The sequence below is a fragment of the Acinetobacter sp. OYA S30 genome (genome assembly GCF_033599315.1).
In the GTDB taxonomy this organism is placed as follows: domain Bacteria; phylum Pseudomonadota; class Gammaproteobacteria; order Pseudomonadales; family Moraxellaceae; genus Acinetobacter; species Acinetobacter baumannii.
Window position 1 is genome coordinate 18846 of the sequence record NZ_JAWVAV010000026.1, and the last position, 26229, is coordinate 45074.

General features: G+C 41.0%; 34 protein-coding genes and 2 pseudogenes. 10 read left to right on the plus strand and 26 right to left on the minus strand.

Going from position 1 to position 26229, the window contains the following annotated elements:
- Positions 1-13: 13 nt before the first annotated feature.
- From rplO to R5R67_RS13125, 22 genes and pseudogenes are all read right to left on the minus strand, one after another.
- Positions 14-454, minus strand: coding sequence for a 50S ribosomal protein L15 (rplO, locus tag R5R67_RS13020; RefSeq protein WP_000175340.1), 441 nt, complete (start codon positions 452-454; stop codon positions 14-16).
- Positions 455-457: 3 nt separating this feature from the next.
- Complete coding sequence (gene rpmD / locus R5R67_RS13025) at positions 458-634, minus strand: 50S ribosomal protein L30 (protein WP_000849088.1); 177 nt, start codon at positions 632-634, stop codon at positions 458-460.
- 6 nt (positions 635-640) lie between these two features.
- A complete protein-coding gene (gene rpsE, locus R5R67_RS13030; RefSeq protein ID WP_001141025.1) occupies positions 641-1138 on the minus strand; it encodes a 30S ribosomal protein S5 in 498 nt (165 codons plus the stop codon).
- 2 nt (positions 1139-1140) lie between these two features.
- Positions 1141-1491: a 50S ribosomal protein L18 gene (gene rplR, locus R5R67_RS13035; RefSeq protein WP_001003194.1), complete on the minus strand. Its 351-nt coding sequence runs from the start codon at positions 1489-1491 to the stop codon at positions 1141-1143.
- Positions 1492-1505: 14 nt separating this feature from the next.
- Complete coding sequence (rplF, locus tag R5R67_RS13040) at positions 1506-2039, minus strand: 50S ribosomal protein L6 (protein ID WP_318754885.1); 534 nt, start codon at positions 2037-2039, stop codon at positions 1506-1508.
- A 13-nt stretch (positions 2040-2052) separates the two neighbouring features.
- Positions 2053-2448, minus strand: a complete 396-nt coding sequence (gene rpsH / locus R5R67_RS13045) for a 30S ribosomal protein S8 (protein ID WP_000062616.1) — start codon at positions 2446-2448, stop codon at positions 2053-2055.
- An 11-nt stretch (positions 2449-2459) separates the two neighbouring features.
- The gene (gene rpsN, locus R5R67_RS13050; RefSeq protein WP_001074624.1) at positions 2460-2765 is read right to left on the minus strand and encodes a 30S ribosomal protein S14; all 306 of its coding nucleotides are present in this window, start codon (positions 2763-2765) and stop codon (positions 2460-2462) included.
- A gap of 9 nt (positions 2766-2774) precedes the next feature.
- Positions 2775-3311 (minus strand): 50S ribosomal protein L5, encoded by a 537-nt coding sequence (gene rplE / locus R5R67_RS13055; RefSeq protein ID WP_000113197.1) that lies wholly within the window; start codon positions 3309-3311, stop codon positions 2775-2777.
- A 15-nt stretch (positions 3312-3326) separates the two neighbouring features.
- Positions 3327-3644: a 50S ribosomal protein L24 gene (gene rplX, locus R5R67_RS13060; protein ID WP_001062685.1), complete on the minus strand. Its 318-nt coding sequence runs from the start codon at positions 3642-3644 to the stop codon at positions 3327-3329.
- Between the two features lie 9 nt (positions 3645-3653).
- Positions 3654-4022 carry a 50S ribosomal protein L14 gene (gene rplN / locus R5R67_RS13065; RefSeq protein ID WP_001982634.1) on the minus strand — a complete coding sequence of 123 codons (369 nt, stop codon included), beginning with the start codon at positions 4020-4022 and terminating at the stop codon, positions 3654-3656.
- A 92-nt stretch (positions 4023-4114) separates the two neighbouring features.
- Positions 4115-4372 carry a 30S ribosomal protein S17 gene (gene rpsQ / locus R5R67_RS13070; RefSeq protein WP_001291845.1) on the minus strand — a complete coding sequence of 86 codons (258 nt, stop codon included), beginning with the start codon at positions 4370-4372 and terminating at the stop codon, positions 4115-4117.
- On the minus strand, positions 4369-4566 hold the full coding sequence (rpmC, locus tag R5R67_RS13075) for a 50S ribosomal protein L29 (RefSeq protein WP_000849928.1): 198 nt from the start codon (positions 4564-4566) through the stop codon (positions 4369-4371). Before rpmC ends, rpsQ begins: the two co-directional genes overlap by 4 nt.
- Positions 4566-4979: a 50S ribosomal protein L16 gene (gene rplP / locus R5R67_RS13080; protein ID WP_000941215.1), complete on the minus strand. Its 414-nt coding sequence runs from the start codon at positions 4977-4979 to the stop codon at positions 4566-4568. The genes rpmC and rplP overlap by 1 nt, the downstream gene beginning before the upstream one ends.
- Positions 4919-5735, minus strand: a pseudogene (gene rpsC / locus R5R67_RS13085) (30S ribosomal protein S3). Before rpsC ends, rplP begins: the two are co-directional and overlap by 61 nt.
- 1 nt (position 5736) lies before the next feature.
- Positions 5737-6066 carry a 50S ribosomal protein L22 gene (gene rplV / locus R5R67_RS13090; RefSeq protein ID WP_001982638.1) on the minus strand — a complete coding sequence of 110 codons (330 nt, stop codon included), beginning with the start codon at positions 6064-6066 and terminating at the stop codon, positions 5737-5739.
- Positions 6067-6077: 11 nt separating this feature from the next.
- Positions 6078-6353: a 30S ribosomal protein S19 gene (rpsS, locus tag R5R67_RS13095; RefSeq protein WP_001138119.1), complete on the minus strand. Its 276-nt coding sequence runs from the start codon at positions 6351-6353 to the stop codon at positions 6078-6080.
- Positions 6354-6366: 13 nt separating this feature from the next.
- Positions 6367-7191: a 50S ribosomal protein L2 gene (gene rplB / locus R5R67_RS13100; protein ID WP_001122317.1), complete on the minus strand. Its 825-nt coding sequence runs from the start codon at positions 7189-7191 to the stop codon at positions 6367-6369.
- 11 nt (positions 7192-7202) lie between these two features.
- Positions 7203-7523: a 50S ribosomal protein L23 gene (gene rplW / locus R5R67_RS13105; protein WP_001058538.1), complete on the minus strand. Its 321-nt coding sequence runs from the start codon at positions 7521-7523 to the stop codon at positions 7203-7205.
- Positions 7520-8122, minus strand: a complete 603-nt coding sequence (gene rplD, locus R5R67_RS13110) for a 50S ribosomal protein L4 (RefSeq protein ID WP_001050255.1) — start codon at positions 8120-8122, stop codon at positions 7520-7522. The genes rplW and rplD overlap by 4 nt, the downstream gene beginning before the upstream one ends.
- A gap of 11 nt (positions 8123-8133) precedes the next feature.
- Positions 8134-8772 carry a 50S ribosomal protein L3 gene (gene rplC / locus R5R67_RS13115; protein ID WP_001982642.1) on the minus strand — a complete coding sequence of 213 codons (639 nt, stop codon included), beginning with the start codon at positions 8770-8772 and terminating at the stop codon, positions 8134-8136.
- 57 nt (positions 8773-8829) lie between these two features.
- Positions 8830-9141 carry a 30S ribosomal protein S10 gene (gene rpsJ, locus R5R67_RS13120; RefSeq protein ID WP_000070912.1) on the minus strand — a complete coding sequence of 104 codons (312 nt, stop codon included), beginning with the start codon at positions 9139-9141 and terminating at the stop codon, positions 8830-8832.
- 252 nt (positions 9142-9393) lie between these two features.
- A complete protein-coding gene (locus R5R67_RS13125) occupies positions 9394-10122 on the minus strand; it encodes a type 1 glutamine amidotransferase (RefSeq protein ID WP_000835293.1) in 729 nt (242 codons plus the stop codon).
- Positions 10123-10289: 167 nt separating this feature from the next.
- Between R5R67_RS13125 and R5R67_RS13130 the strand changes: the two genes are divergently transcribed.
- From R5R67_RS13130 to R5R67_RS13160, 7 genes and pseudogenes are all read left to right on the plus strand, one after another.
- Complete coding sequence (locus R5R67_RS13130) at positions 10290-11480, plus strand: PLP-dependent transferase (protein ID WP_000716497.1); 1191 nt, start codon at positions 10290-10292, stop codon at positions 11478-11480.
- Between the two features lie 43 nt (positions 11481-11523).
- Entirely contained in the window at positions 11524-13071 is a 1548-nt protein-coding gene (locus R5R67_RS13135; RefSeq protein WP_000537106.1) for a helicase HerA-like domain-containing protein, read from the plus strand.
- Positions 13072-13092: 21 nt separating this feature from the next.
- A pseudogene (locus tag R5R67_RS13140) lies at positions 13093-13214 on the plus strand (hypothetical protein).
- 2 nt (positions 13215-13216) lie between these two features.
- Entirely contained in the window at positions 13217-13981 is a 765-nt protein-coding gene (locus tag R5R67_RS13145; RefSeq protein ID WP_000188888.1) for a globin domain-containing protein, read from the plus strand.
- 85 nt (positions 13982-14066) lie between these two features.
- Entirely contained in the window at positions 14067-14504 is a 438-nt protein-coding gene (locus tag R5R67_RS13150; RefSeq protein ID WP_001176606.1) for an RrF2 family transcriptional regulator, read from the plus strand.
- A 108-nt stretch (positions 14505-14612) separates the two neighbouring features.
- Entirely contained in the window at positions 14613-15389 is a 777-nt protein-coding gene (yihA, locus tag R5R67_RS13155) for a ribosome biogenesis GTP-binding protein YihA/YsxC (protein ID WP_001254462.1), read from the plus strand.
- Between the two features lie 123 nt (positions 15390-15512).
- Entirely contained in the window at positions 15513-16463 is a 951-nt protein-coding gene (locus R5R67_RS13160) for a metal-dependent hydrolase (RefSeq protein WP_016653507.1), read from the plus strand.
- A 52-nt stretch (positions 16464-16515) separates the two neighbouring features.
- Here the strand turns inward: R5R67_RS13160 and R5R67_RS13165 are convergent, their stop codons facing one another.
- Together R5R67_RS13165 and R5R67_RS13170 are read right to left on the minus strand one after the other, a co-directional pair.
- Positions 16516-17781, minus strand: coding sequence for a dicarboxylate/amino acid:cation symporter (locus R5R67_RS13165; protein WP_002040280.1), 1266 nt, complete (start codon positions 17779-17781; stop codon positions 16516-16518).
- Positions 17782-17887: 106 nt separating this feature from the next.
- On the minus strand, positions 17888-18760 hold the full coding sequence (locus R5R67_RS13170) for an acyl-CoA thioesterase (RefSeq protein ID WP_000993136.1): 873 nt from the start codon (positions 18758-18760) through the stop codon (positions 17888-17890).
- 275 nt (positions 18761-19035) lie between these two features.
- On the opposite strand from R5R67_RS13170, the gene plsB reads away from it, so the two are divergent.
- A complete protein-coding gene (plsB, locus tag R5R67_RS13175) occupies positions 19036-21609 on the plus strand; it encodes a glycerol-3-phosphate 1-O-acyltransferase PlsB (protein WP_000045408.1) in 2574 nt (857 codons plus the stop codon).
- Between the two features lie 43 nt (positions 21610-21652).
- Here the strand turns inward: plsB and adeT2 are convergent, their stop codons facing one another.
- Positions 21653-22639: a putative multidrug efflux protein AdeT2 gene (gene adeT2, locus R5R67_RS13180; RefSeq protein ID WP_000712908.1), complete on the minus strand. Its 987-nt coding sequence runs from the start codon at positions 22637-22639 to the stop codon at positions 21653-21655.
- A gap of 79 nt (positions 22640-22718) precedes the next feature.
- Complete coding sequence (locus R5R67_RS13185) at positions 22719-23534, minus strand: NAD-dependent epimerase/dehydratase family protein (protein WP_000547779.1); 816 nt, start codon at positions 23532-23534, stop codon at positions 22719-22721.
- Between the two features lie 20 nt (positions 23535-23554).
- Between R5R67_RS13185 and recG the strand changes: the two genes are divergently transcribed.
- Both recG and R5R67_RS13195 read left to right on the plus strand, forming a co-directional pair.
- On the plus strand, positions 23555-25600 hold the full coding sequence (gene recG, locus R5R67_RS13190) for an ATP-dependent DNA helicase RecG (RefSeq protein WP_000204953.1): 2046 nt from the start codon (positions 23555-23557) through the stop codon (positions 25598-25600).
- The gene (locus R5R67_RS13195) at positions 25593-26228 is read left to right on the plus strand and encodes a ComF family protein (RefSeq protein WP_000472267.1); all 636 of its coding nucleotides are present in this window, start codon (positions 25593-25595) and stop codon (positions 26226-26228) included. The genes recG and R5R67_RS13195 overlap by 8 nt, the downstream gene beginning before the upstream one ends.
- Position 26229: the final 1 nt, after the last annotated feature.

Below are 26229 nucleotides of genomic sequence, written 5' to 3' on the forward strand. Positions count from 1 at the left end.
TAGACACTCGAGATTACTCCTCGACTTTGCCGCCAGCTGCTTCAATTGCAGCTTTAGCGCCTTTAGTCAATGCAACACCTTGAACAGTGAATGCACGAGTGATTTCACCAGAAAGCACGATACGAGCGCGAATTTGATCGCGACGAACAACATTCGCAGCTTTTAAAGTTTCAAGGCTAACGATGTCGCCTTCCACTTTACTTAACTCAGACAAACGTACTTCAGCAGTTTTTAAAGCGATTTGGCTAGTGAAACCGAATTTAGGTAAACGACGATAAATCGCTGTTTGACCGCCTTCGAAACCTGGACGAACGCCACCACTTTTACGTGATTTTTGACCTTTGATACCACGACCACCAGTCTTACCAACGCCAGAACCGATACCACGGCCTAAACGACGGTGTTCACGTTTTGCACCTTCTGCAGGTGCAAGCTCATTTAAACGCAGAGTCATGGCTTATTCCTCTACACTAACCATATAGTAGACTTTGTTGATCATACCACGGTTAGAAGGCGTATCTTGCACTTCTACAGTATGACCAATACGACGCAGACCTAAACCTTGTAAGCAAAGCTTGTGATTTTTCAAGCGATGTGAAGAAGATTTAGTCTGGGTAACTTTAATCGTTTTCATGATTGATTACCCTTGAATTTCTTCTACTGATTTACCACGTTTCGCAGCGACTTTCTCAGGAGAAGTCATATCACGCAAACCTTTAAAAGTTGCGTTTACTACGTTAGCAGCGTTAGTAGAACCATAACATTTAGCAAGTACGTTATGTACACCTGCAGCTTCAAGAACGGCACGCATTGCACCACCAGCGATTACGCCAGTACCTTCTGAAGCAGGTTGCATGTATACACGGCTTGCACCATGACGAGCATTCACAGGGTGTTGTAAAGTAGTACCAGCAAGGTCTACAGTGATCATGTTACGACGTGCAGCTTCAAGTGCTTTAGAAATAGCAGCTGGAACTTCACGAGCTTTACCACGACCAAAACCTACGCGACCATTACCATCGCCCACAACAGTTAATGCTGTGAAAGAGAAGATACGACCACCCTTAACAACCTTGGCTACACGATCAACGGCAACCAGCTTTTCAACGAGACCTTCGTTTTGTTCAACTTTTGCCATGATTAGAACTCCAAGCCGCCTTCACGAGCAGCATCAGCCAAGGCTTTGATACGACCATGATATTTAAAACCAGAACGGTCAAATGCAACTTTAGTAACGCCAGCTGCTTTAGCACGTTCTGCGATTAAAGCACCAACTTTCGTCGCAGCTTCAATATTACCAGTAGTACCACTACGTAAAGATGCATCTAAAGTTGAAGCTTGCGCTAAAACTTTGCCACCATCTGCTGAAATAACTTGAGCATAGATGTGACGCGGAGTGCGGTTTACACACAAACGAGTCGCACCCAATGCACGGATGTGCAAGCGTGTGCTTTTCGCACGACGCAAACGGGATTGTTTCTTTTCGTTCATAAGAACCTCGCGCCTTATTTCTTCTTAGCTTCTTTACGAAGAATGACTTCATCCGAATAACGAACACCTTTACCTTTATATGGTTCAGGAGAACGGTATACACGGATTTCTGCCGCTACTTGACCTAACAACTGCTTGTTTGCTGATTTCAAAATGATTTCAGTAGCAGTTGGAGTTTCCGCTGTTACACCTTCAGGTAAAGCGTAGTCAATTGGGTGTGAGTAACCAAGGTTAAGGTTTACAACTGTACCTTTAACCGCAGCTTTATAACCAACACCAACTAGCTGCAACTTACGTTCGAAGCCTTCGCTAACACCTTTAACAAGGTTATTCAATACAGCGCGAGCAGTACCAGCTTGCATCCAAGCATCTTTCGATTCTTTAGCTGGAGCAAGTTGAAGTTTACCTTCTTCCTGTTTTAGCTCGACCAGCGCATGCAGGTTGAAAGACAATGTACCTTTGCTGCCTTTCACTTCGACCTGCCGGCCGTTCTGAGTAACTGTTACACCATTTGGTACAGTTACTGGGGCTTTAGCCACACGAGACATGAGGAATCACCTATTAAGAAACAAAAGCAATAACTTCACCACCGATGCCCGCAGCACGTGCAGCGCGATCAGTCATGATGCCTTTGCTTGTAGAAACAATTGCAATACCTAAACCTTGCTTAACGCTTGGAAGTTTATCTTTACCACGGTATTGGCGAAGGCCTGGACGGCTTACGCGCTTAACCATTTCGATAACTGGCTTGCCTTCGAAATATTTTAAAGTAATAGTCAAAGTAGATTTTGTCTCTTCTTGAGCAACTTCTACGTTTGAAATATAACCTTCTTGTTGAAGTACGTTTGCAATAGCAACTTTCAACTTAGAAGACGGCATAGAAACAGTTTGTTTCTTAGCCATTTGTGCGTTACGAACACGTGTTAGCATGTCGGCAACGGTATCTTGCATACTCATTTAGTCGCTCCTTACCAGCTTGCCTTAACAACGCCTGGTACATCACCTTGCATTACTGTGTCACGTAATTTGTTACGGCTTAAACCGAACTTACGGAAGTAACCATGAGGACGACCAGTTAAACCACAACGGTTACGAAGACGTACCGGAGATGCATTACGTGGCAATGCTTGTAACTTTAACATCGCTTCGAAACGTTCTTCGTCGCTCGCATTTACATTTGCAATAGTAGCTTTTAATTCAGCACGTTTTGCAGCGTATTTAGCAACAGTTTTTTCGCGTTTCAATTCGCGATTAATCATACCTTTCTTAGCCATATCGACCTCTTATTTGAACGGGAAGCCGAATGCACGCATAAGCGCACGGCCTTCGTCATCGGTGCGAGCAGTCGTAGTAATAGTAATATCCATACCACGAATACGATCAATCTTGTCGAAATCGATTTCAGGGAAAACGATTTGCTCTTTCAAACCCATTGAGTAGTTACCACGACCGTCGAAAGATTTCGCTGAGAAACCACGGAAGTCACGGATACGAGGGATTGCGATAGAGATCAAACGGTCCAAGAATTCGTACATTTGGTCGCCACGTAAAGTAACTTTACAACCAATTGGCCAACCATCACGGATTTTGAAACCAGCGATAGATTTACGTGCAAGAGTAACTACTGGTTTTTGACCAGCAATTAATTGCATGTCAGCTACAGCGCCGTCTAATAATTTCTTATCAGTAGCTGCTGCGCCTACACCCATGTTAAGAGTGATTTTTGTGATGCGAGGAATTTCCATCACATTCTTAATGCTAAGTTCTTCTTGTAACTTCGCTTTAAGTTCGTCGTTGTAACGTGCTTTAAGTCTGGCCATTGCCTTTTCAACCTATTACTTCGCTACCGCCACTGATTCACCAGTTGATTTGTAAACGCGAGTTTTCACGCCATCAATCACTTGGTAACCAACACGGTCAGCCTTCTGGGTTGTAGCATTTAAAATTGCCACGTTTGAGATATGAAGCGAAGCTTCTTGAGTAACGATACCGCCTTCAGCGCCAGTTACACGATTCGGCTTTTGATGCTTCTTCACTAAGTTAAGGCCTTCAACCTTAACGCGGTCTTCAGAAACAGACAAAACAGTACCCTGTTTGCCTTTTTCTTTACCTGCGATCACGATAACCTGATCGCCTTTTTTAATCTTAGCCATGATTGCCTCTTATAGAACTTCAGGAGCCAATGAAATGATTTTCATGAACTGTTCAGTACGAAGTTCACGAGTCACTGGTCCGAAGATACGAGTCGCAATCGGAGCTTTGTTGTTGTTCAAAATAACTGCAGCGTTATCATCAAAACGGATCACAGAACCATCTGGACGACGAATGCCGAACTTAGTACGAACTACAACTGCATTCATCACGTCACCTTTTTTAACACGTGCGCGTGGAATAGCTTCTTTTACAGTAACTTTAATAATGTCGCCAACAGAAGCATAACGACGATGTGAACCACCAAGTACTTTAATACATTGTACGCGGCGAGCACCACTGTTGTCTGCTACGTCGAGCATAGTTTCGGTTTGAATCATTGCCCTACTCCAAAACCGAGCATCACCGGTCACAATTTCGAAAGGCTCAAAGAGTACTCGAAATTGACCGATGATGCAACAAGAACGTCGAATTACTCAGCAGCTGCTTCAACTACTTCCACTAAAGTCCAAGCTTTAGTTTTAGAAATTGGGCGGCTTTCTTTAATGGTTACAACATCGCCAATTTTAGCAACGTTGTTCTCATCATGAGCGTGTAACTTAGTTGAACGGCGAATTGATTTGCCATACAACGGGTGTTGAACGCGGCGTTCGATAAGGACAACAATAGATTTGTCCATTTTGTCGCTTACTACTTTGCCGGTTAACGTGCGGACTGTTTTTTCACTCATTGTCCGTTCCCCTGTTTTTCGGTAAGGAGTGTCTTAATACGAGCAATTGTCTTACGAGCAACTTGCACTTCGTGCGATTTACCCAACTGACCAGTTGCTTTCGCCATACGAAGACGGAATTGGTTAAGCTGTTGCTCATCAAGCAAAGCTTTCAACTCTTCTACCGATTTTTCACGTAGATCTTTAGTTTTCATTACATTACCGTCCGAGTCACGATAGTGGTTTTAAACGGAAGTTTAGCAGCAGCTAAAGCAAAAGCTTCACGTGCCAAGTCTTCGTTCACACCTTCAATTTCGTACAGGATCTTACCTGGTTTGATCTCACAAACCCAATATTCCACGTTACCTTTACCGTTACCCATACGAACTTCTAATGGTTTTTCGGTAATTGGTTTGTCCGGGAATACGCGAATGAAGATTTTACCACCACGTTTAATACGACGGCTAATGGTACGACGTGCAGCTTCAATCTGACGTGCAGTCATACGACCACGCTCAGTTGCTTTAATTGCAATCGAACCAAATGATACTGTACTACCACGATGTGCTAGACCAGTGTTACGGCCTTTGTGCACTTTACGGAATTTGGTACGTTTAGGTTGCAACATGGATTATTCTCCCTTGTCAGCAGCACGGTCACCGCGACGACCACGACGCTCTTGACCTTCACCACGACCACGACCGCGTTTAGCTGGACGTTCTTCAGCAGGAGCAGGGTTCATGACTTGTTTCATGCCACCTAAAATCTCACCACGGAAAATCCAAACTTTAACACCAATCGTACCGTAAGTAGTTTCAGCACGCATAGTTGCATAGTCGATGTCCGCACGAAGAGTGTGCAAAGGTACACGACCTTCACGATACCATTCTGTACGAGCGATCTCTGCACCACCTAAACGGCCAGAAACTTCAACTTTGATACCTTTAGCACCAGCACGCATAGTGTTTTGAACCGCACGCTTCATAGCACGACGGAACATTACACGTTTTTCTAATTGAGAAGCGATTGCTTCAGCAACTAAACGCGCGTCCAAGTCTGGGCGATCAATTTCGTTGATGCTTACTTGCGCTGGAACACCCATGATGTTGGTAAGTTCGCGCTGTAATTTTTCAATGTCTTCGCCTTTTTTACCGATTACGATACCAGGACGAGCTGTGCTAATTGTTACTTTAGCAGCACCTGATGGACGTTCGATAAGAATATTGCTAACCATCGCATTCTTAAGTTTTTTAGTTAAAAACTCACGAACTTGAAGATCTTTAAGCAAGTATTCAGCGTATTGTTTCGGATTCGCATACCAGTTAGCGTTATGACGTTTCACAACACCTAGGCGGATACCGATTGGATGAACCTTCTGACCCATATCAAACCCCTACCTTAACGGTGATGTGACAAGTACGCTTAGTAATACGATCTGCACGGCCTTTAGCACGTGGCATAATACGTTTAAGGCTCATGCCTTCGTCAACGTAAATCGTAGAAACTTTAAGGTCGTCAACATCTAAACTGTTATTGTGTTCAGCGTTTGCAATTGCAGATTCCAATGCTTTTTTAACTAAAACTGCAGCTTTTTTGTTGCTGAAGTTCAAGATGTTTAAAGCATGTGCAACAGACTTGCCACGGATTAAGTCCGCAACCAAACGTGCTTTTTGTGCCGAGATAGCGGCACCGCGTAATTTAGCAGTTACTTCCATCATGACACCTATTAACGTTTAGACTTCTTGTCAACACCGTGACCACGATAGGTACGAGTTGGCGCGAATTCACCGAGTTTATGACCAACCATATGCTCAGTAACAATTACTGGAACGTGGTTACGGCCATTGTGAACAGAAATTGTTAAACCAACAAAGTCTGGAAGGATCATCGAACGACGAGACCAAGTTTTGATCGGCTTGCGAGAGTTACTAGCAACAGCCGCTTCAACCTTAGCGAACAAGTGCGCATCGACGAATGGGCCTTTTTTCAGAGAACGAGGCATTAGTCAGATTCCTTTACTTGACGCGACGGTCGCGAATAATCATCTTAGTCGTACGCTTGTTGGTACGTGTCTTGTACCCTTTAGCTTTTTGACCCCATGGGCTTACAGGTTGAATACCTTTGTTACGCCCTTCACCACCACCGTGTGGGTGATCAATCGGGTTCATCGCCATACCACGTACGGTAGGACGAACACCACGCCAGCGTGCAGCACCAGCTTTACCTAATGAGCGAAGGTTGTTTTCTTGGTTAGAAACTTCACCAATTACAGCGCGGCATTCAACGTGTACTTTACGCATTTCGCCTGAACGAAGACGAATGATTGCGTAAGAACCATCACGACCCAACAATTGAACAGAAGCACCAGCAGAACGTGCTAATTGAGCACCTTTACCGATTTTAAGTTCAACGTTATGAAGTGTAGAACCGATTGGCATGTTACGAAGTGGTAAACAGTTACCTGGACGAATTGGAGCATCGTTACCAGATTGTACTTTATCACCAGCACGCAAGCCTTTAGGCGCAATGATATAACGACGCTCACCGTCAGCATATTTCAATAATGCAATATGCGCTGTACGGTTTGGATCGTATTCAATACGTTCTACAACAGCAGGTACGCCATCTTTGTTACGTTTGAAGTCAACGATACGGTAATGTTGCTTATGACCACCACCAACGTGACGAGTAGTAATGTGACCGTTGTTATTACGACCACCAGTACGTTTTTTTGCTTCTACCAACGGTGCATAAGGCGCGCCTTTGTGAAGATGGTCATGAACCACTTTCTCTACAAAGCGACGTCCTGGAGACGTTGGCTTACATTTTTGAATCGGCATAATTTTCGTCCTTATTCCGCTGCGCTTTCAGCGGTATCGCCCAAGTCAGCCATTTCAACATCTTGGCCGGCTTTCAGGGTGACGTATGCTTTTTTAACATCAGAACGACGTCCTAATGTACGACCAAAGCGCTTAGTCTTACCTTTAGTAATAGTTGTGTTAACTTTAACAACTTCTACACCAAAAAGTTTTTCAACTGCTTTTTTGATTTCAAGTTTAGTAGCATTGATATCTACTTTAAATACTTGAACACCAGCAGTATCACCTAAAACTTGTGCCTTTTCTGAGAAGACTGGTCCTTTTAGGACTTGATAGATACGTTCGTTGTTCATCCGAGTTCTACCTCAATTTTCTTAGCAGCAGCTACAGACATCACAACTTTATCAAACGCGATCAAGCTTACAGGATCGATTGCAGTTGCATCTACCACATCAACGTGTGGAAGGTTGCGCGCTGCAAGATATAAGTTCTCATCTACAGCATCTGTAACGATCAAAGCACGAGCTGCATTTAAATCGTTAAGTTTTGCAAGCAATTCTTTAGTTTTTGGAGCAGCAACAGCGAACTCTTCAACTAAAACAAGGCGATCTTGGCGAACAAGTTCAGCTAAGATACATTGCATTGCACCGCGATACATTTTACGGTTTACTTTTTGAGACCAATCTTGTGGACGAGCAGCAAAAGTTTTACCACCACCAACCCAGATTGGGCTACGAATAGAACCCGCACGAGCGCGACCAGTACCTTTTTGACGGAATGGTTTTTTACCACCGCCAGAAACGTCTGCACGTGATTTGTGAGCACGAGTACCTTGACGACCACCTGCTAAGTAAGCAGTAACAACTTGGTGTACAAGAGCTTCGTTAAATTCACGTCCGAAAGCTACTTCAGACAATTCAACAGCAGAGCCGGAAACAGTTTTTAAATTCACGGTATTTCCCCTCAGGCCTTGATGGTAGGACGTACGATAACGTCACCGCCAGTTGCACCAGGAATTGCACCCTTAACAACCAAAACTGAACGTTCAGTGTCAACAGATACGATTTCAAGACCTTGTACTGTTACGCGTTCATCACCTAAGTGACCAGCCATTTTTTTGCCTTTGAACACGCGTCCAGGAGTTTGGTTTTGACCTGTAGAACCTAAAACACGGTGAGAAACAGAGTTACCGTGAGTAGCATCTTGGGTACGGAAATTCCAACGTTTAACACCACCTTGGAAACCTTTACCTTTTGATTGACCAGTTACGTCAACAATTTGACCAACTGTGAACAAATCAACGCCAATAGTACCGCCAACTTCACGGCCTTCAAGCTCAGCTTCAGTAACACGAAACTCTTTAACTAAACGACCAGCAGCAACACCCGCTTTAGCGAAGTGACCTTTTTGAGCGTTAGTTACGCGAGACTCGCGACGTTCACCAGTAGTTACTTGAACAGCTTGATAACCATCAGTTTCAAGTGTTTTGATTTGCGTAATGCGGTTTGGATCGACTTCGATGACTGTAACAGGTACAGAAACACCAGCATCTGTAAAGATGCGAGTCATACCACATTTGCGACCGACTAAACCAATAGCCATGTGCATAAACCTCTAAAAAAGCGGCCTAATTAACTAATCGTTAATTAACCGAAAGCCTTAACCCAAAGCGATCTGAACATCAACACCAGCTGCAAGATCTAACTTCATCAATGCATCAACAGTTTTATCTGTAGGTTGAACGATGTCGATCAAACGTTTGTAGGTGCGGATTTCGTACTGGTCACGCGCATCTTTGTTAACGTGCGGTGAAGTAAGAACGTTGAAGCGTTCGATGCGAGTAGGCATCGGAATTGGACCACACACTTGTGCGCCGGTACGCTTAGCGGTTTCTACGATCTCTTGAGCAGATTGATCAATCAGACGATGATCAAAAGACTTAAGACGGATACGAATTCTCTGGTTAGACATACCAGTAAACTCCAAGCCAAATATATAAAGAATCACCTTTGACGCATCTCACCTATCTGGTAAGTGTCAAAGGCAGTGATAATCACCAAGGTCGTGATCGATGCCACGACTGTAATGCACATTTACTACTTTCTTCGCAGTAAATGCCCTCTTCTTGAGGGTCGCTCATTATAACGATTGTTTAAGTCTTATGCAATTCTCTTTTTCTATTTTCTGCTCAATTCATCCTTTTTCTCATCAACTCTATATTTTTTATTGATTGACCACGAACTCTATTGCCCTGTTTAAAAGTTGATTGCCTTGTTCAAACTTTTGGATGTCGCAATGATGTAGTTCATCTAAAGATTGAACATACTCACCTTTAAAAATAGAAAGCTCTTGTTCGTTCTCTAAAAGAAGATTTAATACCTTCGGTGTCATTTCTGGATGAAATTGAAAACCAAGAACATTTGAACCAATTTGGTACATCTGGTTACGACAAACTGAGTTCTCTGCTAAATGAATCGCACCTTTAGGAATCTCAAAAGTTTCACTATGCCACTGCATTACATTTATTTTTTCTGGTAATAAAAAGCTTTCTTTAGGTAAATTCGGCACCCTTTGTACGGTCGACCATCCCAATTCTTGATAACGGTTTCTACTAACGGCGGCTCCTAGTGCATTGGCAATAAGTTGGCCTCCGAGACAAAGTCCTATCGCAGGCTTTCCCGCCGCCAAATAACGACGTATCCATCTTTTTTCTATTTTTAACCATGGATAATTTGCCTCATCATTTACACTCATGGTTCCCCCCATAATAAGTAGCAAATCCACATCTTCAATGTGTGGCAATGCTTCTATTTCCAAAGGGAGATCAACTGGAAGTGCAAAAAACTCTGTAGCTGTTATCGTTGCATGGTGTGCTTTTAAGAATGAATAGCAGCTTCCAAAACCTTCGCCAGCAATATGTTGAAAATAGTGAACACGTAAATGCGACTTCATGCGCTTAAACCTATTGTTGTTAGAATATTGGTTTGATCTTTGCAAAAATAAAGCCAAGTTTTAGTGAATGTTACACTAGTAACGAAACATCTTAGAAATAATCAAAAATCTAGCAGTTAAGTAAGTTTTCTCTTAATCTAATCTCATTATGTAAAGTACAGCGCCCCATGAAAAAGCATAACAATTTCCAAACCCAACTCATTCATGCACCACGAAAAGCACCTCAATTTATTGAAACCGTGCAACCTCCCTTATTTCGTGCATCAACTATTATTTTTAAATCGACTTCGCACCTTTTTGACCGTCACTGGACCGATCCTTATGACTTTAGTTATGGCACCCACGGTACGCCTACGACATTTACACTAGGCGACAATATTGCTCAAATTGAGGGTGGTTTATACTGCCTACTTGCTCCAAGCGGGTTATCTGCGATTAATCTCGTAAATTCTGCTGTGTTAGCAACAGGTGACGAAGTTTGGGTGCCAGACAACATATATGGTCCGAATCTGGAACACCTAAACTACTTAAAAGATCAATATGGAATTAATGTTCAAGTTTATAACCCGATTGATGTCTCAAGTTTCCAACCTTCTGATAAAACCAAGTTGCTATGGTTAGAAGCAGCAGGTTCTGTCACTCTTGAATTTCCAGATCTCAAAGCGCTAGTAAAAAAAGCAAAAGCACATGGCGTTTTAACTGCACTAGATAATACTTGGGGAGCTGGCCTCGCCTTTAATGCTTTTGATTTTTCCGATGAGCATTTATCAGTGGATTTAACCATTCATGCGCTTACCAAATATCCAAGTGGTGGTGGCGATATTTTAATGGGAAGTGTGGTAACTCGTGATGAGAAGTTACATCACCGTTTGTTCCGAATGCATGCCATTTTAGGGATTTCGGTATCTGGTGATGATACCGCCCAAATTCAACGTAGTCTTGCGCATATGTCATTAAGGTATGAGCAACAATCGAATAATGCTAAAACCCTACTGACATGGTTAAAAGAACAATCTCAGTTTGCACAAGTTCTACATCCAAGCGATAAAGCTTCACCTGGTCATCAATACTGGCAAGAAATTTGCTCAACAGGTAGAAGTGCAGGCTTAGTGAGTGTTGTGTTCAAATCTGATTATGATATTTCAGCAGTACGCCGTTTTTGTGATGCTCTTAAGTTATTCAAACTTGGTTTTAGTTGGGGAGGACCGGTGAGTCTCGTCATGCTTTATGATTTAAAAATGATGAGAAAACTTGAAAATACACATTTACAACAAGGTTTGTTGGTTCGCTTCTGTATAGGGCTAGAAGATCCACAAGATTTAATTCAAGATATCGAAAATGCTCTGAAACAAATGTAAAACGACAACATCAATAGTGGCTCACACTAAGGGATAAAAATATATGGGTACACCGATTGTTATTGCAAAAAATATTAACGACACATCAAAAGAAATTTTTTTACTTTCCCAATTTGCCAACCGGCACGGCCTGATTGCAGGTGCGACCGGTACAGGTAAAACAGTCACCCTAAAGGTGCTCGCAGAGAGTTTTTCTCGAATCGGCGTTCCCGTCTTTCTTGCCGACGCAAAAGGTGATGTTTCAAGCCTCGCAAAAGCTGGTGAAGCTTCGGATAAATTTAATGAACGCTTAAAGCTTTTACAGATCGACAGTGTTCCATTTGCAGCCAATCCAGTTGTTTTTTGGGATTTATTTGGCCAGCAAGGCCACCCTATTCGAACCACTATTTCTGAAATTGGACCAATTTTATTAGCACGTATACTCAACTTAAATGACACCCAAGAAGGTGTTTTATCTGCCGTATTCCGTATTGCAGACGACCAAGGGTTACTTCTGGTCGACTTTAAAGATTTAAAAGCCATGATCACTTTTGTAAGTGAACATGCAGCTGAGTTTAAAGCCGAATATGGCAACTTATCTCCAGCCAGCTTAGGCGCTATTCAACGTAATCTCCTTGCTCTTGCCGACCAAGGTGGAGAACAGTTTTTCGGAGAGCCAGCTTTAAATATTCTGGACTTTATACAAACCGACGCAAATGGGCATGGTTATATCAATATTCTTGCGGCTGACAAGCTCATGAATACACCTAAGCTATATGCTACTTTCCTGTTATGGATGCTTTCAGAATTATTTGAACAGCTTCCAGAAGTTGGTGATATGGATAAACCTAAACTCGTGTTTTTCTTTGATGAAGCTCACCTGTTATTCGACAACGCCAGTCAAGCTTTACAAGAAAAAATTGAACAAGTTGTACGTTTAATTCGTTCTAAAGGTGTGGGAATTTATTTTATTACCCAAAACCCGCTCGACTTACCAGAAAGTGTTTTAGGGCAACTCGGCAACCGTGTACAACATGCTTTACGTGCCTTTACTCCTAAAGATCAAAAAGCAGTAAAAACAGCAGCAGACACATTCCGCTCTAATCCCGATTTTAAAGTAGATGAAGCAATTACCGAGCTCGGTGTAGGTGAAGCACTGATTAGTTGTCTAGATGAACAAGGTACACCTCAAATTGTAGAACGTGGTTGGGTTATGCCTCCTTACTCTTCATTTACGCCTATCACTCCAGAAGAGCGTCAGACCTTAATTTCGCAAAGTATTATTGCCGGGGTTTATGAACAAGCTGTAGATCGTGATAGTGCCTATGAAATGCTCCAAAACAAAGTGGCTGAACGGGAACAGCAAAAACAAGATGCAGAACTCGCAAAACAGCAAGCAAAAGAACAGGAAACCTTAGCGAAACAACAAGCAAAAGAACAAGAGCGTCTAGCACGTGAACAGCAAAAAGAAGAGGAACGTGCGGCGCGTGAAAGAGCTAAACTTACTCAAGATATTGTCGGAACTTTTGCAAAAAGTGCTGCTCGCAGCTTAGGTGGTAGTACTGGCCAAAAATTAGTACGGGGGCTACTCGGCTCATTATTTGGAAAATAAAATTTATTTTTAAATCAGTATATTAATTTAGGGGATTTTATATCCCTTAAATTTTTTAAGGTTTTTATTAAAAAGCTATTGCTACAATTATTTTAAAGATGTATTTTAAATACATCTTATATAGCCAGATAATTAAGGTCTAGCCATGACTCCACAACAAATTGAACTCGTTAAATCTACTGTACCTGTATTGCGTGAACATGGTGTTACTCTAACTACATACTTCTATAAGCGTATGTTGAATAACAACCCAGAATTAAAAAATGTTTTTAATCTTGATGATCAGACCAGCCTGCGCCAACCTCGTGCCCTTGCAGCAGCTGTACTCGCGTATGCTGAAAATATTGAGAATCCTACGGTGCTTGCTAAAGCGGTTGAACGCATTACCACTAAGCATGTCAGTTTAGATATTCAGCCAGATCAATATGCAATTGTGGGCGACAACTTGCTTCATTCAATTAGTGAAGTTTTAAATGTTCCATTTGAATCAGAACTCATTGAAGCGTGGAAACAAGCTTATTTACAGTTGGCAGATATCTTAATTGGTGTTGAAAAACAAAAATATGAACAACTTGAAAGCTTGAAAGGTGGATGGGCTGGCTGGCGTTCATTTGAAATTACGCAAATTGACCCACTTGAGTCTGGCAAACGCTTTACTTTAAAGGCAACTGATCATGAAGATGTACTCACCAGCCCAGCAAATGCTTTTATCTCTGTAAAAGTTCAAGTACCTAACCAACAGCTTGAACAACCAAAAGCATTTAAGTTCACAGAGGCTCAAGAGGACAATACTTATCATTTTGATGTTCAACCAGAAGAAGACCATACAGAGTTCTCTGTTTCAAACATTTTGCTTGAGCACTATAGAGTTGGTGATCAAGTACAAGTTTCAGCTCCTTTAACGCTGTAACTTAAAAAGCTCTAGCCTGAAAGTTTTATTCTTTAGACTTTCAGGCTAAGATGATCAACCTCTTAACCTTTAGTTTTTGGTGATCATGCAACTTAATAAATTTACCGATTATGCTTTGCGAATATTAATGTATGTCGCTCGTCCAAGTGATGCGCCGTACACGATTGCAGAAATCGCTCAAGATTTATATGTTTCGCAAAATCATCTTGTGAAGGTTGTCCATTTTATGGGTAAACAAGAGTGGATTATTACCATTCGCGGCAAAGGTGGTGGAATTCGATTAAATCCAAAAGCTTTAGATTTAAAACTTGGAACAATTGTCCGAATTTTACAAGGTGACCACCAAATTGTTGAATGCAATACACCGCCTTGTGTTTTGCGCTCCCATTGCGGTTTAAAAGGTATTCTTGATCAAGCTTTGGAAAGCTTTTATCAAAGTTTAGATCAATATACGTTAGGTGAAGTTTTACAACAGCCAAAATCTGCTTCAGATCATTCCCCTATCGCCTTTTTGCAACTCTAGAGCCCGTAATTCTATTTATCTTTTTAAGCAAGCTTACTGAACATTAGCAAGAATAACCAAGCTCCTTTATACTAGGCGCGAGCCCTCTCATTTAAAAAGTTATTTTTTATGCGTCGTAGTGAAAAATCGAAAGACACCAAAGCCAGACTCGCACCCAAGCAAAAGATCAGTTATGAAAAGAAACCGGATCCAGCGATTACAGCTTATGCTGTGCAATCTCTAAACTGGTTACGCCAAGCTGAATTTTTAATGAGTGCTCCGAAATTGGCACTATGTGTTGAAGATAGTGGCTACGAGATTGCGTTTGCCGGACGTTCAAATGCAGGAAAATCTAGCGCAATTAATGCATTAACAAACCAGAAACAGCTTGCACGTGCCTCCAAAAAACCTGGGCGCACACAAATGATTAACTTTTTCAGCCTAGGTAATCCAGATCAACGCTTAGTTGACCTTCCTGGTTATGGTTATGCAGCCGTACCAGAAGATATGAAACGTGTATGGCAAAAAGAATTAGAAAACTATCTAATCCATCGTAAAAGCTTACAAGGTTTGGTTTTACTCATGGATATTCGCCACCCTTTACAGCACTTTGACATGATGATGCTAGAGTGGGCTTATTCACGCCATTTATTTGTTCATATTCTTTTAACTAAAGCAGATAAACTGAACCGCGGTCCAGCGAACAAAGTCTTGCTCGAAGTTAAACAGCAACTGAAAAAAATGAAGCTTGATTTCTCGATTCAGCTTTTTTCTTCATTAAACAAACTAGGTTTAGAAGAGCTAGCAAGCGTGATGGCTGGACGTCTGCACTTTACGCTTAATCAAGAGCCAGAATTTGACGTAGATGCAATCCCAGAAGCAAGCGATGAGGATGCAGAAGAGTAAATCGTCAAAACAGATACAATTTCTTCATTAAATTTATATTCAATTGGCCCCTATTGCTAAACACAAATGTAGGGGCTTTTTTTATACTCATCATAACTTCATCGAGTTAAAAATCAGGACTAAATGATGAAATTGCTATCTTTTTTGAAGAATAAGGCTTTAGGTTCTTCTATTGATTATAAAATTCTTCCACGCAAGGTAAAATTTGACTGGAAAGATACCCCTGTAGACTGGATTCCAAACCAACCATTTGCAAGTTATTTTATTAATGAAATTAACAATATCTTGCCTGCTGGAGAGTTCTGGTTTTGCCGGCTCTATAACAAGGTTTTACCTCGTATTACTGATGAAAAACTTAAACAGGATGTACAAGCATTTATTCGCCAAGAAGCAATGCATGCAAACGCACACACTTCTGCCAATAAAGAATATTTAAGTGCACGCAATATTGATATCCAGAGAAATCTGGACATTATGAATTATCTATTTACCACTGCTTTGGCAGATAAGCCTTTTGACAAAGAAGTTCCGCAATTCCTGCAAGAGCAATGGGATTTATTTCGTTTAGGTGTTATCGCGACAGTTGAGCACATGACATGTGTCCTAGGTAAATATGCGCTTTATAACAAACGTTGGGAAGAGTTAGGCGCAGATCCAGAAATGGTAGACTTGGTGAAATGGCATGGTTCAGAAGAAATTGAACACCGCACGGTTGCTTTCGATTTATATCGCCATTTAGGAGGCGGTTATATCCCGCGCTATTATTTAAGTCTTGCAGTAATTGTGCTTGTGTTAGGGCTATGGGTAGACGGCGCTGCACATATTATGAAGCAAGATCCACGTTTTGCTGATGCTGCCAAATCTAGATTTTTCCCAGCTTGGGTTGCTCTAGAATGGTATAAAATTAGCCGAAAAGATAATCAGGTTTTACCAAACCCAATCTGGCTTATTGCTCAGCAAATTGACTACCTCATGCCGTGGTATGATCCAGTTAAAGAAGGCAGCACTGAAGATGCGGTAAGTTATTTATCGCAGTCGCCGGCAGCCAAAAGAGCTGAATTACAAGCAGCTTAAAATAAAAAAGCAGGATATAAATCCTGCTTTTTTATTTAGAGATTATTAGAGATTAGATAATGATATCTTTATCTTTGGTATATCGATCTACTACCACACTAATCATCATATCTCCCTGCACATTTACAACCGTTCTTACCGTATCGAGTAAACGATCGATTGGAAGTAAAATCGCAATTGCTTCGGCAGGTAAACCCACAGACTGTAATACCATAATCATGGTAACCATACCCGCACTTGGAATCCCTGGTGCTCCAAGTGATGCGATCATTGCGGTTAGGCACACTACAATTTGTTGTGTCAGGTTTAAGTCTAGTCCAACTAGATTTGCCACAAAGAGCGCGGCAGCAGCTTCATATAAAGCTGTGCCATCCATGTTGAGCTGTGTACCCAATGGAATCACAAAACCCGCGGTTTGAGGACGAACACCCAAGTTTTCCTGTGCGCATTTCATACTCAGCGGCATAGTGGCAGAGCTAGAGCTCGTTGCGAATGCGGTAATTAAAGCTGTACGTGTGCCTTTGAAGAAAGTCCAAGGACTCATACGACCAAAAATCCAAAGCAGTAGCGGTAAAACAACAGCGCCATGAAAAATAGTAGTACCTGTTACTACAGCAGCAAACTCCGCCAATCGGCTTAATACTGAAATGTCTTCGGTAGCCATTAATTTAGCGAGTAAGGCAAAAATACCTAACGGCGCCAATTTCATTACCCAACCTACTAACATCATCATCATTTCAAAAAACTGATGACTCAATACCCGAATACTTTTAAAACGTTCGCCACCATGAACTAAAGCGACACCCACAAATAGAGCAAACACGACGACAGCTAAAACATTCCCGTCACTAAAAGCTTTAAATGGGTTAATTAAAGTATTTTGAATAAAATTAGTGAAGAAAGTTGCCGGGTTTAAACTATCTGGTGTTTGATAGCTTTGCATAGATGCCTGAAAAATTGAAATATCTACACCTCGCCCGACCTCAAACAAATGAGCACAGCTAATACCTAAAATTAAGGCCAAGGTGGTGGTGGTGATACAACACAAGAATGTGATTTTCCAAACTGGGCCTAATTGTCCACCTGCCTGCAAATTTGAAACTCCAACCACAATGGAGCTAAAAATTAATGGCACCAACAACATTTTAAGTAGCCCAATAAAAACACTACTTAATATGCCTAATCCATATAAACTGTGCTTTACAAAAGCAGTGTCCGGATACATGGTAAGTAGGAAGCCAAAGGCTAAACCTAAAATGGCAGCAATCAGAATTTGTGTATTTAAGTTCATATCAACATTATTTTTTTCAGTAGGCAATCCTTTTGTAAATATGACATGAGCTTGCTTTTCATTCGAGCAATTTTTTGTCACATCGTTTCAATTAAAAATAAAAAAGCCATCTTTTCAGATGGCTCATCGTTATTTATTGAGTTTCAATTTCCCGTAAACGCATCAAACCCTCTTGCACCGTACTACATACGAGTTGGCCATTTTGCCACATACGGCCAAAGTTTAAACCGCGAGAAGCCGCACTAACTGTAGCTTCCATGTCATAGAGCATCCATTCATCAGCACGAAGTGGGCGATGGAAATAAATCGCATGATCAATACTGGCACATTGCAAACTTGGAGAAATATAACTTAAGCCATGTGGTCTTAAAGCTGTTGTCATCAAAGTAAAGTCTGAGTAAAACGCTACAATTGCTTGATGCAATGAAATGTCATCCAGCTGTTTTGGAATACGGTCATGGGTACGGATATAGTGCGCATTAAAAGGCGCTTCCGGTTGTGGTTGAAATGGATTGACTGGATCAATCGGACGGATTTCAACATGACGCTCACGCATAAAACTTGCACGAACATTTTCCGGTACAAAATTCAGGATACCTTCTTTCAACTCACTTTCCGATTTTAGCGCTTCAGGAGCTGGGTAATCTGGTTCTGGATGCTGATAGTTCAAGCCTTCTTCAGGGTTAGCAAAAGACACCATTGCCGAGAAAATAACTCGTCCATGCTGAATTGCCCGAACTTGACGGCTGACAAAGCTTTTGCCATCACGCAAACGGTCTACTTCATAGATGATTGGAGCATTAATATCACCACCATATAAAAAGTAGGCATGCAGAGAATGCGCAGGACGATCAGTTGTGTAAGAAGCAGCACGTAATGCTTGACCGAGAACCTGACCTCCAAAAACACGTTTACCGACCAAATTACGGCTAATTCCACGGTAAATATTTTCTTCAAGCTTTTCTAAAGTGAGCAGCTCAACCAGTTCTTGGGTTAACGCATTCATGAGAGATACCTTCATATTGCAGGCAAAATTGGTATTAAAGGACAGATGTGTAGAATCTATTGTGCCATAAAAAACTATTTGTACATGGAACAATCAGTCAACTTCTGACAAACATTGCCTTTAAAACAGCTAAAAATACGATTTTTAACGATAAAAAATGCCAAAAGAATTATAATTTATCAGAAAATAGCATATTGTTTTTTTTAATAAATACCGCAAAATATTTACCCTCTGCCTTTGGTGCCGGGATTTGTCTTTAAGAAGTAGGAGTTCTTATGTCCAAGAGTGGGTTTGGTCAAATGTATCGTCGGCTTTCGAGTAAACTACTTGACCTCGTGGTAACACCACATGTTCTTGGGGAAGTTCCTACTGAACCAGTATCAGAAACAACAGAAACAGAAGCAAAGACCGAGCGCCAAAAAGTAGTGTGCTATGTCTTGCAAAATCATTCTCGCAGTAATGCTTTAGTGGTGGATGGAGAAACTCGTCGCTTAAATTTAAAGCCAGCGCTAGATCCATTAGTCATCGGTACTCATCAGGAAAAAGCTTCAGTTTTATTTTTACAACACAATGATGAAAATAACCTACTGAATCCCCCTCCTCATGCTTTTCCGCCACGTTTAATTAAACTGATCGAAGTTTTACAAGCAAATCCTGAACTCGACATAGAACTGGTTCCGGTAACCGTTTTATGGGGCCGTTCTCCAGATAAAGAAGACTCTTGGTTTAAGTTGTTATTCTCAGATACATGGGCAACACCAAGTACAGTTAAACAGCTTGTAAATATTGGTTTACATGGTCGCCAATCTTATTTGGAATTCCATGAACCACAGTCTTTACGTGACCTCGTTGAATATGCTCAGAAGCATTATCCGAACCTTTCGCCAGCGACTTATATTGTTAGCACTTTAAATGACTACCTTGATCGCCAACGTGAAGTTGTCTTAGGCCCTGACTTATCAGACCGCCGCAATGTCATGCAGTCGGTATTAAAGTCTCGTGATGTTCAAGAAGCCATTCGACGCGAAAGTATTCGCGGTAAAATCAGCATGCTTGAAGCAGAGCGTCGTGCGATTGGTTATGTGAATGAAATCGTATCTGATTATTCTCACTCAGCAGTACGTTTTGCAGATTTGGCATTAACACGTCTATGGACTCAGCTTTATGACGGCGTAGAAGTTCATAACTTCAGTACTGTCCGAGAGCTTGCAAAAGACTATGAAATTGTTTACACACCATGTCACCGTAGCCACATTGACTACTTACTACTGTCTTATGTGATTTATAAACGTGGCTTGATGGTTCCGTATATTGCTGCAGGCGACAACCTAAACTTACCTTTCGTTGGTCAGCTTTTACGTGGTGGCGGTGCCTTCTTTATTCGCCGCTCTTTCCGTGGCAATGGTCTTTATACTTCTGTATTTAAAGAATATTTATATAGTATTCTTTCTCGCAACACACCACTTGAATACTTTATTGAAGGTGGACGTTCGCGTACAGGCCGCTTATTACCACCGAAAACCGGCATGCTCGCAATGACAGTCCATAGTCATTTACGTGGCCGTGCCAAGCCGATTGTATTTGTGCCAACTTACATTGGTTATGAGCGCCTTATGGAAGGTTCAACCTATGTAGGCGAAATGCAAGGTAAGCCAAAAGAAGCCGAGTCTATTTTTGGTATTTTAAAAACACTCCGAAAAATTGAACGTATTTTCGGTAAAGTACACGTTAACTTTGGTGAACCTGTTTTTCTAGATGACTTGCTTAAACAGCATAATGCTGAGAACGTTTATATTGAAAAGAACGATGACCCAGTGCCACCTGCTGTTTCAGAAGCAGTAAACAGTTCTGCAAATGCGATTTTAGAAAATATTAACCGTGCGGTAGTGATTAACCCGGTTTCTTTACTTTCAATTATTTTGCTTGCAACACCAAAGCATACGCTTGATGAAGAAATCTGTATTAAGCAGCTTGAAGCTTACCGCAATTTAGCATCAAATTTCCCTTACGATCAGCGCACAGAAGTAACGCCGCTATCTGGCAAAGAAATTATTGCTTATGGCTTAAAGCTTAAACTCATTAAGCGCGTACAGCATGCCCTTGGTGACATTATTGCGATTGAAGATAACCAAGCGGTTCTCCTCACCTATTTCCGTAATAACATTTTGCATGCATTCGTTTTACCTTCATTGATTGCATCTCTTGTTGAACATAACGGGAAAATTAGCCGTGCTGATTTAAGCAATGTTATCTATACGCTTTATCCATTCTTAAAAGCCGAACTATTCCTTAAATGGAAAAGTAGCGAACTTAAAGAACAGATTGAGCAATATGCAGATGCATTGGTTCAATCAAATCTTATTCAACAAGATGACGAAGGCAATTTAATTAGCTCTGCACCAAATACTGAAGAGCATAATCAGCTTGTTGTATTAGCAACACCTGTTAAACAAAGCCTTGAACGTTATTACATGACTTTAGCTTTAATCACTCAGCGTGGTTCAGGCAATATTTCAGCAAAACAAGTTGAAGAATTAAGTCATTTATTAGGCCAACGTTTATCAGTTCTTTATGAGTTTAACTCTCCTGAATTCTTTGACAAAGCATTGTTCCAAAGCTTTATCAAAGTTTTAACTCAACAAAACTACATTCGAACGAATGACCAAGGCCAAATCGAGTTTGATGATAATTTCCGTCAAATGGCAGCAGGCGCGCAGTTAGTGCTTGATGAAGTAACATTACAAATGTTGCAACACATCACAACCTTTACTGATGAAGAGTTAAAAGAAGCTCTTGAAGCAATGGCTTCTCAGCAAGCCAAACGCCGTTTAAAACGTAAAAAAGCTTAAAGTCTTCATGCAAAATAAAAGGCAACTTAAGTTGCCTTTTATTTTATCTACTCATTGGACATTCAAAGTAACGCGGATCATCAATACAACGTAAGCGTTTCATTAGCTCCACAAAGTAGGCATCGTAATAACCGGAGCGGACATATTGATTGCGTATTTTTGCCACCATAATGTCATAGCTCTGCTTTTCGTAAAAAGAAACATCAACCCAATAATAGGCTGGTAAATGATTTTCCCATTGTATAGCTCGATTCGTTAATAATTGACTATTTTGAACAAACCAAGCCCGAATTTTTCGTCCAAAATTGGCTGGATAAGCTTGGGGTTTAATAATTAAATTTACCCCGAAATACGCCAGAGGAAAATTAATCACCTGAGTCTCTGACCCAAAATCTTTCTGTAGGTTATAAGGCAAAAGACCATAAACAGGCGCTGGCATAATATCGATTTTATTTTGTTGAAATTGCGCAATCGCATTCGATAAATCAACATATACTGGCTGCGCACCTACACTTCTCACCAAAGCTTGTTGTGGCGGGTTATTGGCCAGAACTCCAATTCTTTGACCTCTAAGCTGTGCCACTTTTGATATTTTTTTGGTTTTCATGACCATATTTGCAGTTCCAACCGGAATCATACCGACTGCTTCATAGTCTTTATTAATTAATCTTTTCTCAATTGTAGGATGATTTAAAAGCTGCAATAGATTTCGTGCAGTCCGGTTATTAGGTATAAGACCAATACCTGAGGTACTACCCATAAAATGATTATACTGATAAGTATTAAAGTTACTGGCTGCTAAGCCTGAGCATTTACCCTCATCAAAGGCTTGAATGGCTTGCTGCTCTTTTTGATAACTAACGACTTTGAATTTGACTTGATATTGCTGAGCATATAAACGAATGTCATTTAGTCGGCGCGTAATATCCCCTTGGGTACCCGCTGGATCATATGCACACCACACCTGATCCCCAGCCCAACTCGTAACTGACGTTACACTCAAAAAGAGAGCTAAACAAAATTTTTTCACTTTTAACCTTTTTATCTTTATCGGCAATTTAACTGCCTCATCAGGTATTTCTGTTGTTATTTAAAGTTTAGTCTAAATTTTAATTTGTACCATGAGCATTTAAACATAATAAATAGTCATTAAAGCAAATTGGATGCTCAAGTTGAAAACCCGTCTCAAACAAATGTTTCGCATAAATTTTTTTGCCTGACACATGAGCTGAATCTAAGGTAAGTAGCGGTAAATCTAACTGACTTTGAAACCACAGTAAGACTTCATGCAAAGGTACAGGTGCATTATTAGCAACAAGATAACTTTTATGGGGTTTTTCAAAATCAGCTAAAAATGCCAAAAACCTTGCTAAATCATCAATATGAATACGGTTACTATAGTGAATATTTGGATAGGTTTGCGTGTGCTCAGCCATTCGTTTTAGGCGATCAATAGAAGCCCCATAAATCCCTGTAGGACGCACAATCACGCACTGTGACGGAAAATACTTTTGCCATAGCAATTCCATATTGTGCAAGATATGCCCTTGGGCATCGTTTGGGTGAATCTCACTATGATCATCAATTGTTTCACCAGAATTTTCACCATATACCCGCGTAGATGACACCACAATTAATCTTTTAACCGGATGCGATTTTAAAGCCTGACGAATAGGCTCAATACTATCCACATAAGTATGCTGATAACCTTCAACAGTACTATCGTCTGGTGAAAGTAAAATATACACTACATCTACAGGTGCAATTTCGCTTAAATTGAGCGTAAAAATATCCTGTACGAGATGTGTCCCATAAGGGTCTGTCTTTTCACTACGGCTAATTGTGGTAGTTTGATGTCCTTTCTCAAATAGTTGTTTAGCAACACGCTGAGATGTTTTACCATAACCGATAAATAATATATGCATAGAGAACTCGTTGAGGGGACATGACTTCAGTCCATCAGTTACAAGGCGTTGGATCGGCTTCAGCAGCCCTACTCGAAAAACTAAATATTTTTACCACAGATGATTTGCTGTTTCATCTGCCCCGTGATTATGAAGATCGCAGTACCATTATTCCTATGAATCAATTGGTGGTTGGTCGTAGTTATTTACTCGAGGGTGAAGTCAAATCTGTTGATTTCCCTCCAGGTAAACGTAAATCTATGGCCGCATTAATACAAGATGAATTTGGTAAGGTGACTTTACGCTTTTATCATATTTATAAAAATTTAACCGACAAAATAAAACCTGGTAACCGTTTACGTATTTTTGGTGAAGTTCGCGTAGGTGCACGAGGGCTTGAGCTTTATCATCCAGAAATTCAACTTATTAATGAACATACACCACTACCAAAAACGCAGCTCACAGCAATTTATCCAAGTACCGATGGCCTAACACAAGCTAAATTACGCGAATATGTTAAACAAGCGTTGAAGCATCATAGTGATGCCTTACCCGAGTTACTCCCTAAACAATATACAAATGGGTATGCACTCAAAGAAGCTTTACATTACATTCACGAGCCGCCAGTTGATGCCAATATGATCCAACTGGCTCAAGGCTCTCATCCTGCGCAGCAACGTCTTATTTTTGAAGAGCTGGTCGCACATCAAATTAGTCTTCTTACTCGACGTGCTTATATTCGTCAAATTGCTTCACCTGCTTTTCCGAGTAGTAAAGTGCTTGCAAAAAAGCTGCTAGAAGCTTTACCTTTTCAAATGACCAACGCACAAAAACGTGTATCAAAAGAAATTTTAAACGACTTAAAACAACATCAACCTATGCTGCGTTTGGTACAAGGTGATGTAGGGGCTGGAAAAACTTTAGTTGCAGCGGTTGCAGCATGTCACGCATTAGAAGCAGATTGGCAAGTTGCGTTAATGGCACCCACCGAAATTTTAGCAGAGCAGCATTATTTAAATTTTAAACGCTGGTTTGAACCTTTAGGTATTACGGTAGCTTGGTTGTCGGGTAAACAAAAAGGGAAAGCGCGGGCACACGCTGAGCAACAAATTAAAGAAGGCCATGCTGAACTGATTGTGGGTACTCATGCCTTATTTCAAGATAACGTTGAGTTTGCAAAACTAGGACTCGTGATTATTGATGAGCAGCACCGATTCGGGGTCGATCAACGTTTAGCCTTACGTAATAAAGGCGCCGAACAGCTCACCCCACATCAACTGGTCATGACTGCAACGCCAATTCCTAGAACACTGGCAATGAGTGCTTATGGCGATTTAGATACATCAATTATTGATGAATTACCGCCAGGCCGAACTCCAATTCAGACCGTCACGATTCCGCTAGATCGTCGTGAAGAAGTACTGCATCGAATTGCTTCAAACTGCCGAGAAGGCAAACAGGCCTACTGGGTATGTACTCTGGTTGAACAGTCCGAAACTTTAGATGCTCAAGCCGCCGAAGCCACCTATCAAGAAATGAAAGAGCGCTTTCCTGAACTTAATATTGGTTTGGTTCATGGTAAAATGAAAGCCGATGAAAAACAGGCCGTCATGCAAGCATTTAAAAACAATGAACTACAGCTGCTAATTGCCACAACTGTTATTGAGGTTGGGGTAGATGTACCTAACGCTTCGATTATGGTCATTGAGAATGCTGAACGATTAGGGCTTTCACAGCTACACCAATTACGAGGGCGTGTAGGACGAGGTGCAAAAGCCAGTTTTTGTGTTCTTCTCTATAAACCACCACTTTCACAAAATGGGCAAGAAAGACTTTCAATTTTAAGAGAAAGTAATGATGGCTTTGTTATTGCTGAAAAAGATCTTGAGCTAAGAGGCCCGGGTGAGTTATTAGGAACAAAACAAACAGGTGATATGGGTTTCCGTGTCGCACGTTTAGAGCGAGATGATCATTTATTGAGTCAAGCACACTACGTTGCACAACAAGTTCTAAAAGATTACCCTGAGCAAGCTGATGCCTTATTGAAGCGCTGGCTTCCCGAAGCTCCTCGATACGCATATGTTTAAGTTTTTAAACCCACAGTATCTTTTTCAGTTGCTGTCCCCTTGCCTACTTTGCGAAATAGGAAAACGGGAAAAATATCCTCTTTGTAAAGAATGCTGGGAACAGCTACCGTGGCTTAAGCAAACCATTCAGCGCAATGACCAGTCTGTTCTTGTGGCCTGTCACTACGCCTATCCAATTAACCGGATTATTCAGCAGTTTAAATATGAACAAAAATTACATTACCAAACCTTACTCGCTGAAGTTTTACAGCAATTAAAATTTCCTAAGGTACAAGCGATTGTACCCATGCCTATTTCTAAACAACGTTTAACTGAACGTGGTTTTAATCAATCCTTATTACTCGCCAATCTTTTGGGTAAGCAATTAAAAATACCAGTTTGGCAGCCTGTACAACGCTTAAATGAGCATTCTCAAAAGGGATTATCTCGACTCGAAAGATTTGAAAATATTGAACAGCAATTTGTTGCGCTCACTCAAGAAAAACGGCGTTATCGTCGTGTGCTGATTATTGATGATGTAATCACAACAGGAAGTTCAATTCACGCTTTAAGTCAGGCGCTAAAACAGCTAGGGTGTACATCTATTCATGCCAGTTGCCTAGCTGCTGCTTCATCTACATCATATTAAA

Coding starts and splice junctions, on each gene's coding strand:
- R5R67_RS13130 (WP_000716497.1), top strand. CDS start 10,290: ATGAAAAAGCATAACAATTTCCAAACCCAACTCATTCATGCACCACGA.
- R5R67_RS13185 (WP_000547779.1), bottom strand. CDS start 23,534: ATGCATATATTATTTATCGGTTATGGTAAAACATCTCAGCGTGTTGCT.
- R5R67_RS13135 (WP_000537106.1), top strand. CDS start 11,524: ATGGGTACACCGATTGTTATTGCAAAAAATATTAACGACACATCAAAA.
- rplN (WP_001982634.1), bottom strand. CDS start 4,022: ATGATTCAAACCGAAACTATGCTCGACGTAGCAGACAACAGTGGTGCT.
- rplO (WP_000175340.1), bottom strand. CDS start 454: ATGACTCTGCGTTTAAATGAGCTTGCACCTGCAGAAGGTGCAAAACGT.
- rpsH (WP_000062616.1), bottom strand. CDS start 2,448: ATGAGTATGCAAGATACCGTTGCCGACATGCTAACACGTGTTCGTAAC.
- rpsQ (WP_001291845.1), bottom strand. CDS start 4,372: ATGAGTGAAAAAACAGTCCGCACGTTAACCGGCAAAGTAGTAAGCGAC.
- rplX (WP_001062685.1), bottom strand. CDS start 3,644: ATGGCTAAGATTAAAAAAGGCGATCAGGTTATCGTGATCGCAGGTAAA.
- rplV (WP_001982638.1), bottom strand. CDS start 6,066: ATGGAAGTAACTGCTAAATTACGCGGTGCCGCTATCTCGGCACAAAAA.
- yihA (WP_001254462.1), top strand. CDS start 14,613: ATGCGTCGTAGTGAAAAATCGAAAGACACCAAAGCCAGACTCGCACCC.
- rplB (WP_001122317.1), bottom strand. CDS start 7,191: ATGCCGATTCAAAAATGTAAGCCAACGTCTCCAGGACGTCGCTTTGTA.
- rpsS (WP_001138119.1), bottom strand. CDS start 6,353: ATGCCTCGTTCTCTGAAAAAAGGCCCATTCGTCGATGCGCACTTGTTC.
- R5R67_RS13150 (WP_001176606.1), top strand. CDS start 14,067: ATGCAACTTAATAAATTTACCGATTATGCTTTGCGAATATTAATGTAT.
- R5R67_RS13145 (WP_000188888.1), top strand. CDS start 13,217: ATGACTCCACAACAAATTGAACTCGTTAAATCTACTGTACCTGTATTG.
- R5R67_RS13170 (WP_000993136.1), bottom strand. CDS start 18,760: ATGAATGCGTTAACCCAAGAACTGGTTGAGCTGCTCACTTTAGAAAAG.
- rplC (WP_001982642.1), bottom strand. CDS start 8,772: ATGGCTATTGGTTTAGTCGGTCGCAAATGTGGTATGACTCGCATCTTT.
- rplR (WP_001003194.1), bottom strand. CDS start 1,491: ATGAACGAAAAGAAACAATCCCGTTTGCGTCGTGCGAAAAGCACACGC.
- rplF (WP_318754885.1), bottom strand. CDS start 2,039: ATGTCTCGTGTGGCTAAAGCCCCAGTAACTGTACCAAATGGTGTAACA.
- R5R67_RS13195 (WP_000472267.1), top strand. CDS start 25,593: ATGTTTAAGTTTTTAAACCCACAGTATCTTTTTCAGTTGCTGTCCCCT.
- rpmD (WP_000849088.1), bottom strand. CDS start 634: ATGAAAACGATTAAAGTTACCCAGACTAAATCTTCTTCACATCGCTTG.
- recG (WP_000204953.1), top strand. CDS start 23,555: ATGACTTCAGTCCATCAGTTACAAGGCGTTGGATCGGCTTCAGCAGCC.
- rpsN (WP_001074624.1), bottom strand. CDS start 2,765: ATGGCTAAGAAAGGTATGATTAATCGCGAATTGAAACGCGAAAAAACT.
- rplP (WP_000941215.1), bottom strand. CDS start 4,979: ATGTTGCAACCTAAACGTACCAAATTCCGTAAAGTGCACAAAGGCCGT.
- R5R67_RS13125 (WP_000835293.1), bottom strand. CDS start 10,122: ATGAAGTCGCATTTACGTGTTCACTATTTTCAACATATTGCTGGCGAA.
- rpmC (WP_000849928.1), bottom strand. CDS start 4,566: ATGAAAACTAAAGATCTACGTGAAAAATCGGTAGAAGAGTTGAAAGCT.
- rplE (WP_000113197.1), bottom strand. CDS start 3,311: ATGGCCAGACTTAAAGCACGTTACAACGACGAACTTAAAGCGAAGTTA.
- rplW (WP_001058538.1), bottom strand. CDS start 7,523: ATGAACAACGAACGTATCTATCAAGTCCTAAAAGGACCAGTCTTCTCA.
- rpsE (WP_001141025.1), bottom strand. CDS start 1,138: ATGGCAAAAGTTGAACAAAACGAAGGTCTCGTTGAAAAGCTGGTTGCC.
- plsB (WP_000045408.1), top strand. CDS start 19,036: ATGTCCAAGAGTGGGTTTGGTCAAATGTATCGTCGGCTTTCGAGTAAA.
- R5R67_RS13160 (WP_016653507.1), top strand. CDS start 15,513: ATGATGAAATTGCTATCTTTTTTGAAGAATAAGGCTTTAGGTTCTTCT.
- rpsJ (WP_000070912.1), bottom strand. CDS start 9,141: ATGTCTAACCAGAGAATTCGTATCCGTCTTAAGTCTTTTGATCATCGT.